Source organism: Pantoea sp. CCBC3-3-1, assembly GCF_007981265.1.
In the GTDB taxonomy this organism is placed as follows: Bacteria; Pseudomonadota; Gammaproteobacteria; order Enterobacterales; family Enterobacteriaceae; genus Erwinia.
This window is the reverse complement of the sequence record NZ_CP034366.1, coordinates 40,383-55,652: the sequence shown is the minus strand read 5'-3', so window position 1 is coordinate 55,652 and position 15,270 is coordinate 40,383. Positions and strand designations below refer to the sequence as shown.

Here is a 15,270-nt window from a genome sequence, read left to right as displayed (position 1 = left end):
TGTTTTATTATTGCCGGATTTACCCGGCAATATCCTTATATTTTAGTATTTTGCCACAACTTTTAGAACTTCTTCCTGGTCATACTTTGAAGGAATCAACCACCAACTGCCGGGAAACTCTGAATTGTCTTTCCAACTGTTGAGGAACTTCGCGCCGTATTTATCCTTCAACTCGTCTTTGGCGCGGAAAAGCGCACCTTCTTTGCCTTTCGGATCCCTGAGCCCAAAGCAGCCGCCAGCGGAGAAATTAATGCCACGCTTATTGCGCACATTGCTGGTATTAATGCGCACCTCGATACCTGTGTTATCTTCCATTTTTTCCACTACCAAGGTGCTCTTGGTGCGGGCCTCTTCCAGTTCCTTGCGCTGGGCAATATCTTCAGGCGTGATTAGTCCTCGCTTGATTTGGTAGCTCTCTTTGAGCTGATTCGCTTGCGGCTCATTCATCGCCTGCAGCCTGACGTCCGCAGTTTCTGCGAAGCTCCTGATCCCGGCTGGATTGGTCAAGAGATCAGCGGTAACTGCTGATGCATCAGCCAGCCCCAAAATCACCACGGCAGCGCACATCTGTAGGCTTTGATAGCTGGAATACCCATCGAATACCTGTTCAATGGTGCCGTAGCCATCAAGCACGCGAAGCACCTGGGTTTCGCTGGGCAGGACGCCCTGTTCTACCTCCCTTCCAAACTGCTCATAGTCTGCCTGTGCCCTTTGAGCCTTGCCCGACACCAGCATCTCCCGCGCTTCTTCGTTCGCGCTCAGGATCGCGCTCTTCAGTGCGCTTTCGAAGTCATTGCTATTGGTGTACTGCGCCGGAATATCCCCGCTCAGAAAGCGCATCCCTGCCAGCTTTGGAACTTCGACCTCACCTGTAGCGATAAATTTAGATACGGATGAATGGAAATCCTTTTCATAGCTAAACATTGGCCCGCTCATACGCCTTGCCACTGCCGCATTGATGACGTCTGGACCAGCGATCTCACCAATACCTGCCATGACAGTTTCCCAGTCACCGCCAAATAATGCTGTCAGAAATCCTTTGCAGGAATAGCGGAAATCGGCTTTCTGGCGCTCTTTGATGGCTATTGCCTGCTTCAGCTGCTCGTCACTGCGATCAGGATAAATGAGCTTCTGGCCATTATCCCGGTACCAGTTCGAATCTCGGTAAACCCCGCCACCCAGCCCGTAACCTGCAGATCGCCTGTTGAGGACAACGGTCGAATATTTACCCTGCTCGTAACAAATCGTATTCCCGTCATTGAGCATTAGCTGACCCATTTTCAGATAGTGATAGAACTGTTCTTTACTTAATAGCTCCGGGACGGCCTGGATATACATGCCACCTTGCATTTTGCTCAGTAACTCAAGCTCAGAAAGTGTCACATCACTTTCCGTTCCCAAGTGCTCTACAGGTACATTTTTTGTTGAACCTGCTTTTTGACCTTCGGCTGTGAACAGTCCGATTAGATCGGCCGTACGGGCATCAAAATCCAGGCCACTGATGCGGGCGTAAGAGATGGCGTTATATTTGCCCTGGGAATTCACGTTAAAGTTGTAGATCTGGCCAACCTTATAGGTCTTCCCGTTCACCAGCAGGATATCTTTACCGTGGTCGAGCACATCAGGATCCACATCCAGCAAGCCGTCATCCAGAGCTTTCTTGATAACTGGCCGCAGGCGTTTTATCTCAGACTCAGCCTTACTCAGGCGTTCAATTTTGCGTTGCTGCTTAACCGCTGCAGAACGGGCGTTGATATCAGCCTTACTGGCAGCAGTCAGGAATTCCCGCGTTGTGCGGATTTCGGACTCAATGCGCTTAATCCTGTACCCATGTGAACGTTCTCCGGGTTCTTCCTTCTGCTTTTCCTGCGCATCCATCATCCCCTGCTGAAGGTCGGTAAGCTCGCGCCTGACTTTGTCCAGTACACCAGCTGCATTTTCTGCAGCACGGTCGAGATCAAACGCCTTGCCACGCTCGGTATCCAGGTTTGCAGCACCAGCATGCTGCGCTTTAATGTAGTTGCCCAGATCCTGAGTGGCCCGGACTTTTGCTCGCGCAGTCGCCGCTGCTTTTGCTTTCGATACCTGCTCCGCGATACGGCGTTCACGCTCTTCCGGGTTAGCGGCCAGTAGTAGCTGCATTTCCACCATATTTCCGGCGTCAGCGTTGTCCATCTGCGACTTGTCAGATGTGAGGATTTCTTTAATCCAATTCTTTTTGCGTTTCAGGGTACGCAGGCGGAATTCATCAAAAGAGCCGCTACCGCAGTAATAAAACACGTTTACGCTGTCCTGTGATGACCCCACACGCGCACCGCGGCCATTGCGCTGGTCAATACTCGCCGGAGTCCATGGAAGGGTAAGGTGGTGGATGTCCGTTGTGCCTTTGTGCAGGTTGATCCCCACTTCAGCTTTTTTGTTGCAGATCAGTACGCGGGAGCGTCCCTCATTGTAGTCTGCAGCGATCTGCTCCAGCCCGCCCAGGCTTACCTCGTTGATAACAGCAACATAATCGTCATACAGTAATTTTTGCTGGTAGTAGGCCGTCACCTGCTCTTCAGTGGGTTCATCCGGGAGGTTTTTCGGCGGCTTGACCTTCTTCGGCTTCTTCCCCTTTTTGCCAGCATTGGCAACAGTCGTTGCATTCAAGATCCCAATCTGAGACTCATCAATACCCAACTGCGCCACCAGGATACGCCTGAGCTTTCCGTGCTGGCTTTTTTCATCGGTGAAGATGATTTGTTTGCCACGTTTCAGTCCGGCTTTGAGGTTCTCCACCAGCGCGGAATATTTCGGTGTCAGTGGGTGCGTCATGTTCTGATCGGCAATGCCAAACTTGCTCATACGCTTTAGCACTTCCGGTTCGTACATTTCTGGAACAACCAGCGTGCAAAACTCTCCTTCCTCCCTGACAGTGTACTGACCAGCAGTGCCATATTCCTCTTCGTTGTCACTATCAGCACCCACACTATCCGGCAGGTCGGCCACCAACTGGCGGACCTTATCGCTCAACGCGGCAGGGAAACGGAAAGTGATAACCCGGTTATATAAATCCATATCCGTACATACACGGTCCATATCACGGATAATGCCGAAAATAGTGTCTTTATTTTCTGGATCCTCATCGTCATCCTGGCCCTTAGAAAGCTTCTCCGCCCGCTCGCGCAGCTCCTCGTAAACTACGAACTGGTCAGGTGACATTGGCGCTTCTGCAGTGGACTCCACCAGGTCAGGTATTTTCACCTGCTCAGCGACATCCGCCGCGGTCTTCAGGGTCGTCCAGCGGTGGAAGATACCGCGCAGCCCGTCGAGATTTTTAAAGCCTATCAGCCCTTGCTTTAGCTCAACCTCACCGGACAGCTTCATGACTTCGCACAGCTTGGTACGCCCAAATTCTTTCACGAAATCATCAGGGGTGAAGATTCCCATGCGATGCCAGTCCTCCATGCTCACACAGTGGGAAAGCATGTTAAAGGCGTCGATCGGACTGTTCACAACCGGTGTCGCCGTCAGCAGCACAGGCCCGCGGCCGTTATTTTTTGCCATTAGGTAGGCGTTCTTAACCGCCATATCACGCGCAGACTGTGACACGCTTGGCACTGGCAAGTAGGCGAGCTGGGAAGCCTCACGGCCAGCGCTGTAGCTATTACGATAGTTATGACCTTCGTCGGCGATCACGCTATCAAAGTGCATGTCTTCAAAGTACGGGAAGTCATGTTCTTTTACGGTGCCGGTATCGGAATATTCAGTCAGAACACGGTCTTTTTTCTTCTGCTCGCGATAGGAATCAGTACCAATTTTCACGCGTCCGGCGTCTGCCTGAGCAAACAGTACGTCATGCGCATGGTCTCGGATAGTCTCGGGTCGCATAGGGATCGCCGCGTATTGCTCCTTGCTCATCACCACCAGACGATTATTGGAGTGCGGGATCTGGTTCATGCGTGCTTTGATGGTTGCCGAACTGGACAGCGTCAGGGCATCACGGGTTACCGGCGCACCGCCTGCATCAAGTTTCGGCTGGCCACTCTCATCGAGTACGGGAACCTGTCGCGCATTGCCAGCGTCATCGCGCTGCAGATCGAGCCCAATAAATAGGATGTTTGCGAACGCATCAGCGCTGTAAAACCCCTTGGCTTCGTGATACCAGTTTTCATAGACCGCTTTCGGCACTACGATCGCCGTGCGGGTACTCCGGCCGTTCTCAAAGTTATAGGCTTCCAGCGCCAGCGCCGTCGTGGTTTTACCCAAGCCAGTACCGAATCCCAGGATACCCCGGCCATCTTCAGACAGGCGGCGAACTTCCTGATTCTGGTAGCTGAACGGGACACGCTCCCCGCTGATACCCTTCAGACCCAGGCTTGACTCAGACTGTTCAAACGGGATGTAGGCGTTAAAGGCGTTGTTGTACTGTTCAACCAGGGAGTCGATTTCATCATGCTGGCGTATCCAGTTATTGAATTCTGTTTCCAGATCACGAATACGGGCAATATAACTTTCGCCGTTCACGCCGGCGGGCTTGCCGCCGTTGAGGTATTTTTCCAACTGCATCGAAAAACCATCAGCCGTGCTCTTACGGGCATAGGTTGGAGCAATACTGTTTGTCTCTTTGTCCTTTTTGAGCACTGTCCCGTAACGGTAACCGGCAAACACACCGTTCGCGCCGCGATACCCCTGTTCCGAAACAAGCGCGCCATTTTCCACCTCAATGGATTGCACGTAAGTTAGATCGTCATACCCGGCTTCATGGAGGAATTCCAGCACCAGCGATCTGTCAAACCAGCGGGAGTCCAGCGAGAAAGTAATATCGTCAACGCCTGTCCATTTGCGGCGCGCTTTAATTTGCTCCAGCTGGCGCAGATAGTTATTTTTCTGCGGGCCGTCAGCGATCACCCCAAGCACACCGTTCAGTTCCCCGCTGATAATGCCGATATCGCCGCTGGTGGCGCGATCCATTGGTATCAGGTCGCCGGATGGCGTCAGTGCGATGCCGTCGGTGTTGGCAAGAATATCCAGCAGGGCGTTGTCATCATCCGGCAATACCGCTGTGGATGCACTGCGGAACTCCTGCAGGCTGATCGGGACCAGGTCTATCTGGTTAAAGAGATGGCGGACAACCTGCTCATGGCTCGTCGAGTCGTATGCTGTGGCTCCCTCAACAGATAGCGTACCCTGCAGCAGATCGGACAACTGGCCATCGCTGGTGATGGAAGCGCGAAACTTCAGCCAGCCACCGCTGTTGTTGCCGGAAACTTTGCTGATCCGCCCCTGGTTAGGATTGCCAAAGGTTTTCAGTTCGCTTTCCACCAGTCGGGCCGTGCTCTGGCGCAAACTGTCGATATAGTCCGCCGGGTACTTATTGGCAATAGCATCCTGTAGAATCCCAATTTGATTCCCCAGTAATGCGCCACGGAATATGCGTTCCCGCTGTGCAACAGGCAGGCCACCAGCAAAATCCAAAGCCTTGCGCGCGGACTCGTCCGCAAGGTGCGGATAGTCCTGAACCAGCGCCTCTATGTGATCCCATTTACGGGCAAGAAGCGACTCAGGGTTATCAAGCACCACTTTCAGCTCTGACATATCGCTAATGCCGTACCGGGCTGGCTCAACCTTAACCGGCTGGCCAGATACATCCAGAACCCACTGGCCACCGTCAAGCACATACCACTGACCGTTAATGAGACGCTGTTCTCCTTCCGCGGCCTTCATGATCTGCGGCTCTGAGATATTCAGCATGTTCCAGTCAATGCGGCTATCGAATTTGTGGATCAGCTTTTCCTTCAGTGCTCCGAAGGTTATCTGGTCATTGCGGATAATCAGGCGCCCCTGGAAACCCTTTTCAGTCTCGCCGTAGACGAAGCGTTTCCCGTCTTGATCAAACCATTTTCCCAAGATGTACTCTGGCCAGAGCACATTCGCCGCGGTCAGCAACGGTTCATCAGCCTGCATGATCATGTCGGCCAGAGCTTCGGGATGCTTTTTCAGTACCCAGACATCTACCGCCGTCGATGTGCCATTTTCTTCGAATGTGCCGGACGGCAGGCGGTGCGCGCCGAGGAACTCAGCTTTACGGGAGACCTGCTCGCGCAGCTTCTTCATTCTCGAGCCACTGGTCATGCCATAAGGGACGATAATGCACGCGATTCCGCCCGGCTTGATTTTGTCCAGGAGGCGCAGGATGAAGTAACGGCCAATATCTTTTTCTTTGGTGTACGCCTTATCCAGGTTGATTGTATCTCCACGCGCATCGCCGAACGGCACGTTACCGATACAGTGGTCAAAACTGTTATCAGGCGTACCGGAGGCCAACATTTCGAAGGGAGCAACCTTCACGTTATCTTCGGGGTGTAGCAGCTGGTTAATTCGGCCTGATATTTGACTGATTTCCGCAGCAGTGATCAGCGTGCCCTTTGGCTTAGTCTCATTGAAAACACCAGCGCCGGCAGAAGGCTCCAGAGTGTTCCCGACGTCTGCACCATACAGCTTCATCAGATCCCACATGCCTTCAGCAACATGCTGTGGGGTGTAATATTCGTGGGTGGATCCGCCGATCCCACCCTCACCGGTATACCCGGCCAGCGTCTGCCGTTGCTCATCAGTGAGCTGCACTCCGTCCGACAACGTGTTAAGCAGTTCTAACGCCTTTTGATTAGCTTCTTTACGCGTGCGCTCAATTGAGACGCCCGCCACTTTTGTAACCCCGAAAGCGACCGGCTTACGGATGATGGCCAGCGAACGAATAAACCGGACAATATCGGAAACCGAATTGCACGCTTCGATCGTTTCGCTATATCTGCCTTTATCTCCAGGCATTATCACCTCCAAAGTGAACATTTGATAAATTGACATAGGATACTAACTAATATTTTATCAAAGGTGCATTTTGCGATGCCTAAATTTCCAATAGATAACATCCGCAAGGCGCTGGAAGCTGTGTTGCCTGGTAGCCGTTCCAATAAAGGGACGCCGCTGGCTCTCGGCCCAACCGGCAGCGGCGGGTATGGCGCGATTTATTCACGCTCAGGGCTACTGGGCAATGATGCGCCGGGAAAAGATTTAAACGATTCGATGGTAAGCGCCGGTCGAGAAATTCTGGATGAGGTAACGCTTCCGGAAACACGCCTTGAGCGCTATCCGTTCCTTGAGGAAATGGCGTCTTATCCTACTCTTGCGGCCGCACTGAACATTCATATTTCCTATGCGTTCGCTATCAATAAGAAAACCAATCTGACATTCAAACTGAAGCCAGTAAAAAACAGTGAGGATAAAGATTACCAGGTGGCAAAAACCGTCTGCAGCGAGCTAATGAACGACATTGGGCTGACTATAAATCAGGAGCTGCCGGGCTGGGCAACGCTGATGGCCATCTTTGGGGTCTGCTATATCCGTCCCTACACCACGCCCAAAAAAGGGATCACCGGCTTTGAGTGTAATTTTTACACCCTCCCCTATTTTGTTAAAGAGTATGAGGTGGGCGGACAACTGGTGGGCTTCACAGGCGACTACCTGAAGGACGAAAAGGGGGCGTTCGCGTTCGCCAAACCATGGGAAATGGTGCCAATGAGGACGCCGAACTGGCGGCCAAAGCGAAACCTTATGCCGATGTATACCGGTACCGAACAATTCAGCCTGCTATCCGACCCGACTACGCGCACGCCGGTCGAAACACAGAACTACGGCACCAGCATTTTTGAACAGGCTTTTGAGCCTTATACGAACCTGCGCAATGCGCTGCGTTCAGTAAAAGCCACGCGCTACAACGCCAGCAAAATCGACCGCCTGATTGGCCTGCAGACCAGCTCACTGGATCCGGCGCGGGCAGCTGAATACCAGCGCACTATTTCCCAACAGCTGAAGCGGTCAGCTGAAATGATGGAAAGGCGCGCGCGTGGCCACAACACTGCACCAACTGTTACAAACACTGTTCTTCCCATCATGGCCGACAGCAAAGGCATGATGCAAATCGACACCCAGACCATCCCGGTTGATATCACTGCGATCGAAGACGTGATGTTTCACATCAAGCAACTGGCCGCATCCGTCGGGCTGGATTACACGATGCTGGGCTTTGCTGACCAGATGTCTGGTGGGCTTGGTGAGGGAGGATTCCTGCGCACTTCGATCGCCGCCGGCATGATTTCCGGCTGGCTGCGTGGTGGGGCGACCGAAATGATTTACCGCATGTGCGATATCCATCTGGCCACCAAATACGGAAAGGTTTATCCGGCTGGCCAGCGCCCGTATGAAGTTGAATTTACGTCTACGGCATCGAGCATTGAGCTTGAAGAAAACGCTGCGATGGACAGCCGTGTGAACTACGCCAGCGTGTTCGTCACCATCATTGATGCCATTAGCAACAACGCAGGACTGGCAGGATCAGAAACGTTTAAGCAGCTGGTCATGGGCGACATCCTGAAGATTCCGGATGAGCGCCTTAATGCACTGGTTAAAGAGATTAAGAGCGCCGCCAGCAATCAGGGCAACAACATGATGGAAGGCGTTGAGCACAACGAGCAACTGACCGATAGCGAGCTGGTGGCATTGATCGCCTCCATGAGCCCGGAAGACGTTAAAAGCAGTTTCACCAAAGCACTGAGTTAATGAGGTTTATATGACGATTGAACGTAAGATCCTGAAGACACACACCGACCGTTTCGCCCTGTTTGACAAGGTGCGTAAAGGCAAACAGAACAACCGTAATTACATGCTGGAAGCTGTACGAGCGATGTTCAACAACCCGGAGACTCAGGAAGGCCTGCGTTTGGGTGAACTGTATGGCTACTACGGCCATTCCCGACGCCAGCTGGCTGGCAGCATGGAGTTACCGGAAACAGCTGTTGTGATGGTTGAGGGGAAACCCGTTGTCCTGGATAACATCCCGTCGAACCGCACTATCGAACTTTCCGTGGACGATAACGGTGTAGTAACCCACACAGAAGAAATTTTTGACACCCCCACGGGACGTATTGTTGCGAGCATGCTGGAATCCCGCGCTGGTGGCTGGTCATGGGTTACAACAGGCCGTGACTCCCCTGCGGTCTCTATTCCAAAAGCGTTTTACGGCTTCGACTATGTGACTATGCCTAACTTCATCAGTAAGGATCACCCTGCCGCAATGCATGAAAGTGCAGAATCCCGCACTACCGCCATGACTGAGGCGCTCGTCGGATCTGGCTTCGATAATGACTCTGCAGCGAATATTGTTAGTCACTACGACAAGCTGAGTCATCATGAAGTCATGATTGAGAGCGTCTTGCGCGTTGAGCAGTTGGAAACTGCCAGCCTTGAAGCCGCTGGTGAATTGTTGGCCAAAGAAACTCAACTGGCAGAGACCACCAGCATGCTGGAATCACTGAAGGCGGAGAAAGTGATGTACGAAAGCGCTGCCGATGCTCGCAAACAAAAGTTATTAGCGGCGCTGGATAAACTCCCGATTTTCACAAATTCGAGTCACAGCCAGGCGCTGGCCAACATGCAGACTGATGCTGACGTAGAGATTGTCACAGCATTGTTTGAGTCACTGGCACGCATTGATACGAGCACGCTCCCGATGGATGTAATGGCTGAATCAGTACACAAGACAGCAGTGCAACATCAGGCGCCTGACGCAAAGTCATACATCTCATTTAGTGATGAAACGCCTAACTTTGGTGCGTACTAGCTGTACAAACCCAGCCTGATAAATTAATCAGGCTGATCTTTTTAGTATCTTATGTATTGATCCTTTCCGCGATCCGCGTATAAACTCCCCCCGCATAAGTAAATACTGGATACCTGCTTTGTCTACAAGGCGTCTTCAGGCGCCTTCCCTTCTCAGGAAAATCGCAGTGGAAAATCAACACCGAATTATCAAAAACACCGTGAACTGAACCAAGCCGAAATTGACCTTATTAACGAAGAAAAAATCATGGAACAGCAGGTGCCGAATTTCATCTACCGTCTGAAAAACGTCAGTATCGAAGAGATATTAGAAATAGATGAGCGCTGGCTACAGATTGGCGCGACGGATATTGAGAATGGTTTTATGAGCGTTACGCGGTCTATCGCGAAGCCCGGAAAGTGAAAAAAGAAAAGGCCGCTGTGGCGGCGGCCCTAACAGGAAATACAATGTTTAATTCGTGTATGAATATACAGCACAAAGGCTCTTCGTTCAAGAAAAACGGTGAGTTGAGCAGCTACGGTTTACGTCAAGCCATTGAGTTAATAAGCAATGCCAACCTGTCGCGTGCAGCCAGGGTAATACTATCTCAGGTCTGCAAAGTCGCAGCAGCGACATCCGCATACAAAATCACGATGTCCCGCAAAACGATGGCCGAACTGTGTGGTACCACTGAAGCAACGATTCGTCGGAATATGGTTAAAGTCGTAGAAGCAGGCATCCTCACCAGTACCCTTGTGTTTGATAACTCCCCCAAGGGACGCGGTCAGATGCCGACTGAATACCAGTTCACGCGAGACTTCATTTCTGCAGCTATGAGTCTTTGCAAAACCCTGGATTCACGAGTTCGTGAAGCTATCGAAAAGGCCAAATCTGCCTTTGCCTGCACCCTGCACAGCATCCGGGATATTTTTTCTGGTGAGCCCACCCCCCGATCAAATTTACCTGCCGCCCCTGATCAGATTGTTCGGGAAATATTAGTATCTTTTGACGTTAAGAATTCAAAAGACAATTCAGCTCCCGCTGAAAAGGTTTCTGTCATTCAGAAGGTCAAAAGCTGGACCACAGCTAAAAGCGAGCGGGCTACTACCCAGGCGAATGATTATTCACGTAAACAAATGCGAGAGCGTGAGGAGAGGCAGGCAGAACGCCAGAGGCTCGAAAAGGCCGCCAGACGCCATGCATTCGTTTCCGGAAAACCAGCAACCAGCCGCACGACCAGTACCAGTTTCAATAGCGACCGATTCAGTGAAGCTAACCGACTGCACGATGAGGTTCTTCAAAATGCAGCAGAACGCACCACTGCAGCCAAGGCGCGCGGATTTAATCCGGCCAACGTTCTGGCGCGCCACTTCCCAAACAGAAAAACAAACTGAACAGGATAATCTCCATGACACAGCAAGCAGCAGATCAGCACCGGAAACCTCACGAGAAATTTAAGCCACGCACTGTTTCGTGCCCGCCTCAGGCTACCCACCAGAAGATCAAAGATTCATTCAGATCGCAGGGTACCTCTGCCACACGCAAAAAGAATCGCAGCCAGCGACGCCTGGTTCAGGAGTTGTTCCCTGCCCTGTTTGTTGGTAACTACCCGCTGCCGATGAAAAGCGGCATCAAAGACGACATGCTGAAGTCTATCGTACGCCGGGGTCTGGACGTATCAGAGGAGCGGCTCCAGGCGTCACTGCGCGCCTGCTGTGCCTCACTAGTTTACCGCACACGCCTTTTTATGATGCGATACCGCCGTAATATTGATGGCCAACCGGTAGAAGTGATCAGCCAGGATGACCGGAAGCACGCATGGCAGCAGCTGGTAGAATACCGCAAGCAGCACAAGCTTCCGTCCGCCTATCCATCATGGTTCACGGGAGCACGTAAAAAGGGACCCAATAAGGGCCGCAGTAAACCGCAACGCGGAATGAAGGTACAGAAGGGTTAACCATAATAAATGCAATAATCCGGGGTGGTGAGTAAAAACATCCCTTTGAGCAAGTGATATTTACTCATAACCCTTCAACTTCCCAGAACTGATTTACCTACGAATGGTTGTTCTCAGTGCTGGAGTTCAATATTGATGTCCGTTTTGTACTGTGAATTCAACGGGTCGATGCAATGCTATCCTTAATCAAGAGGAAATGGTCAGGACTAGTAGCTTGGACAATGCATCATGGGCTTGCGACATTATAGGGCATCTGCAAACGAGGCCACAATAAAATACGCACCCTACTGGTTCAATATTTCATAAGGTTTATACGAATATTGAATACCTGCCTGGCAGGTTAGATCAGGGAGTTACTATGGCGAAATGTAATATTTATAAATTCATACACTGACGAAAAATTGCCTAAAATAGCGGCAGGAAACTACCAGCACGAGAGCAAAAACACGCAAGATAACTATAAATACATGTTTTTAAACAGGCAGTTATCTAGTCTTGTAAAAATTTATTTTTGATTATACAAAGGACCTACCGTTTTTCTAAGGAACCTGTAGTAATGAACGATTCTTTGAATCATTATATTTTCTAGACGTTCATCAGTTGCGAGATTTATCTGGATGCAGGAATAAATTCTCATACAAAAGTCAGATAGTTTAAAGAGACTCCAATGATCTGCACCATTATGGATAATTGTTAATTAATAGATCAATCATGGTGCATATATTCTATTTCACCCTCTCATGAAAACCCATATAACAAATATGCCTATGAAACGTGTTGCCTTCTTTCTTTAAGCTGAGGTATTACTAAAACGTAAATTTAACTTATGAAATGTATGGAAGACACTATGGTGATAATAGCACCGTTAAGTACACGCCGGAGCGTAGCAGGGTGGGTCGCAATAACACTTTATTGTATTTTTACTTCACTTTCTGCAGTTTGGGTTTCGATGAGTTTTACCAAAATAAGTGGAGCCATGCTTACCTTTTTCACTCTTTTAATCGCTCAAATTGTTTTCCTAGCTATGAGCATTATAAGAAATGAAAATCCCCTTGCTTTTTTACTAAAAAATCGGTTGTCTGTTTTTTGGTTGAATGTCCTAACACTCACCAGTTGGCTATTTATGTTTATGGCGTTACAACGTATAGAAGCCTCAGTTGAGTCAGCCATCTATCAGGGATGGATTCCAGTGATTGTTATGATACTGGGCGTGATAGCTAATAAAAAATCATCCACACAGATCTTAGGTCCCATACTAATTGCAATTTCTGTCTTCCTCCTCGTAATTGTAAGATTGTACAGTGCCGAGAATACGATTAGCACCGGTGACATGCGTATCATTGAGGGGGTTATTCTAGCTTCAGTGGCTGGAGGGACGGGGGGAATATATGTTTATGTTTCGGCGCGATTGAAAAATCGGGAAGGTGCCACGACGGTAAATATATTAACAACGCGTTTTATTATCCTTCTGATGGTAACAGCCTGGCTGTCTAGGAATCAATTGATGAATTTAGTCACCACAGACTGGATATCGCTGATAAAACTTATATCGCTCTCATTACTGTTCGTTGTTATACCAATATTCTGTCTTCAACATGCGATTCTTGAACTCGGCGCAATGCGGGTTTCAATGCTCACGCCTCTAGTTCCAGCCATTGCTCTTGGAGCAGAATATATTGTTTCTCCTTGGCATTCCCCTTGGGTACCTGTGATGATTGGAGTGGTCAGCATTACCTTGATAATAAGTAATTTTCGCATGAATAAATCAGTCAAATGAAATTTAAATAAGGAGTTGCTATGACAGTAAGTAATATCAATGAAAGTTATAATCTTGTCGCTACCATTCGCAAAATGATTGATGACTCCGGAATAAATGAAAACAGCTTTTACAAAACTTTCCAGAAAGAAGCCCTACCTCTGGAAACGGTAAAAGAGATCTTCCAGCAATATTACTACTATATCAGAACATTCCCGCAAATTCTGTCGGGCCTCGCACCCCGGGTGGATGATGAACTTATTCGTCTTAAAATTTGCAGAACTGTGGTCTCAGAGCTAGGCGACGGAAAAGGCGATGCGCATTTTATCATGTTCGAGAAAGCACTCGCGGGTATTGGTGTTAAACTTGACGATTATAATAAAATCACTCATATGCAGGAGGCTGAGAATCTCGTAACCGATTTGAGGCGTCTCTTCCTCCAAGAGTCACCAACCTTTTCCCTTGGTGCGCATTACGTTATTGAGGAGTTTGGTTTTCCAATGATTGCTAATCTTTATGAAGGATTTAGGCTTTATAAAGGATGGGTGCATGAGGACTATAACTATTTTTATCTTCATATTCTCATTGAGTGTAACCATGTCGACTGGATACAGGATGCTATGCTTGCCGCTGCTACTGATGAAAAATCAAAGTCAGAAATACTTGAAGGGGCCAAGCAGGTTCTATTTTCTCTGAATAATTTCTGGCAGGGTTTGAATAACCTTGCCATAAAAAAAGCAGCCTAATGTAACTTCGAAAAAGTCGGCATAGAAATGTGCCGGCCTTTAATAGGTGATAATATGAAGGAAGACGTTTCGCCATGCTTGAATGTATTCCAACAAATGACCAACCTAGCCCTTGAAAAAGGATCCGTGAACCTTTCGCAGGGTATACCTGAAAACACTTTTGATGATTTCTGGAAAGCACAGATAACGGATTCACTAAACCAGACTTTGCAATATACCCGAACCGAAGGAATACACGAACTCAGACATGCTGTTAATTATTCCATTTATAAAGAATGTTTTGATGAAACTGTGATAACGTCAGGTTGCACGGAATCTATATTATGCTCTCTACATGCTTTTAAATGGATGGGATATAAAAACGTGATATGCTTTGAACCTTTTTATTCATACTATCCTGGCATGGCGCATATGGCCGGGCTTTCTTTCAACACCGTTGCAATGCATATGTCCTCCTCATTTGTTAGGCCAGACTGGGATGAGGTTCGACGTAAAGTATCCTCTGACTCAGTTTTACTGATTAACACCCCCCACAACCCAACAGGTTATGTCTTCAGCGATGAAGATTGGAAACGCCTGTCATCACTCCAGTCTACCACCGCCTGCGCAGTTGTTCTTGATGACGTTTATCGGGATTTTAATTTTACAACTATAACATCTCCCTACCGTATCTTCAAAAACAGCAGAATACTGATTGCGGGCTCTGTTTCTAAAAGTTTTGCTGCAACAGGGGCACGTATAGGGTGGTTGACAGGTGAGACGAAGGCCTTATCCCTTGCTAAAAAAGCCCATATTCATATGTCAAATTGTCAGCCAGCGCTTCTGCAGAACGCGGCTATAAACATTATCAGGTTGCTTAATGGTGCCCCTGTTGAAAAAAACAGGCGCAAGTATCATGCCCGCGCACTGAAGTTGACAGATGCTATGCGGATAGCAGGCTTTAATGTTATCAAACCAGATGGCGGGCATTTCATCATGGCATCTCACGAAAATATTCCAGGCCAAGGGGCCTTTGAAAAATCACTGTTCCTTACCTCTGAAATCCGTGTCACGCCGTTACCACTTCAGAATTTTTTTTCACAGTATGACGGCGCTTGGATGAGATTTTCTTTTGCAGTTACCGATGAAGCGCTGGATACAGCCTGTCATCGTCTTGTATCGTTGAACTTATGAG

At 49.2% G+C, this 15,270-nt stretch carries 9 protein-coding genes; 8 read left to right on the top strand and 1 reads right to left on the bottom strand.

Features of this window, described 5'->3' with window-relative positions; translation table 11 throughout:
• Window positions 1-42 precede the first annotated feature (42 nt).
• Window positions 43-6,810, bottom strand: coding sequence for an SNF2-related protein (locus tag EHV07_RS24135; RefSeq protein WP_147200811.1), 6,768 nt, complete (start codon window positions 6,808-6,810; stop codon window positions 43-45).
• Between the two features lie 75 nt (window positions 6,811-6,885).
• Here EHV07_RS24135 and EHV07_RS24130 point away from each other — a divergent pair, with 75 nt between their 5' ends.
• The 8 genes from EHV07_RS24130 (at window position 6,886) to EHV07_RS24100 (ending at window position 15,269) form a co-directional block, all read left to right on the top strand.
• The gene (locus EHV07_RS24130) at window positions 6,886-8,598 is read left to right on the top strand and encodes a phage portal protein (protein ID WP_147200810.1); all 1,713 of its coding nucleotides are present in this window, start codon (window positions 6,886-6,888) and stop codon (window positions 8,596-8,598) included.
• A gap of 10 nt (window positions 8,599-8,608) precedes the next feature.
• The gene (locus EHV07_RS24125) at window positions 8,609-9,658 is read left to right on the top strand and encodes a head processing protein (RefSeq protein ID WP_147200809.1); all 1,050 of its coding nucleotides are present in this window, start codon (window positions 8,609-8,611) and stop codon (window positions 9,656-9,658) included.
• Window positions 9,659-9,904: 246 nt separating this feature from the next.
• Window positions 9,905-10,060, top strand: a complete 156-nt coding sequence (locus EHV07_RS24635) for a hypothetical protein (protein ID WP_168199691.1) — start codon at window positions 9,905-9,907, stop codon at window positions 10,058-10,060.
• Window positions 10,057-11,031 (top strand): hypothetical protein, encoded by a 975-nt coding sequence (locus EHV07_RS24120; protein ID WP_147200808.1) that lies wholly within the window; start codon window positions 10,057-10,059, stop codon window positions 11,029-11,031. The genes EHV07_RS24635 and EHV07_RS24120 overlap by 4 nt, the downstream gene beginning before the upstream one ends.
• 14 nt (window positions 11,032-11,045) lie before the next feature.
• Window positions 11,046-11,594 (top strand): ProQ/FINO family protein, encoded by a 549-nt coding sequence (locus tag EHV07_RS24115; protein WP_147200807.1) that lies wholly within the window; start codon window positions 11,046-11,048, stop codon window positions 11,592-11,594.
• An 847-nt stretch (window positions 11,595-12,441) separates the two neighbouring features.
• On the top strand, window positions 12,442-13,371 hold the full coding sequence (locus EHV07_RS24110) for an EamA family transporter (protein ID WP_168199690.1): 930 nt from the start codon (window positions 12,442-12,444) through the stop codon (window positions 13,369-13,371).
• Between the two features lie 20 nt (window positions 13,372-13,391).
• Entirely contained in the window at window positions 13,392-14,096 is a 705-nt protein-coding gene (locus EHV07_RS24105; RefSeq protein ID WP_254446391.1) for an iron-containing redox enzyme family protein, read from the top strand.
• Window positions 14,097-14,150: 54 nt separating this feature from the next.
• On the top strand, window positions 14,151-15,269 hold the full coding sequence (locus EHV07_RS24100) for a pyridoxal phosphate-dependent aminotransferase (RefSeq protein WP_168199689.1): 1,119 nt from the start codon (window positions 14,151-14,153) through the stop codon (window positions 15,267-15,269).
• Window position 15,270 lies beyond the last annotated feature (1 nt).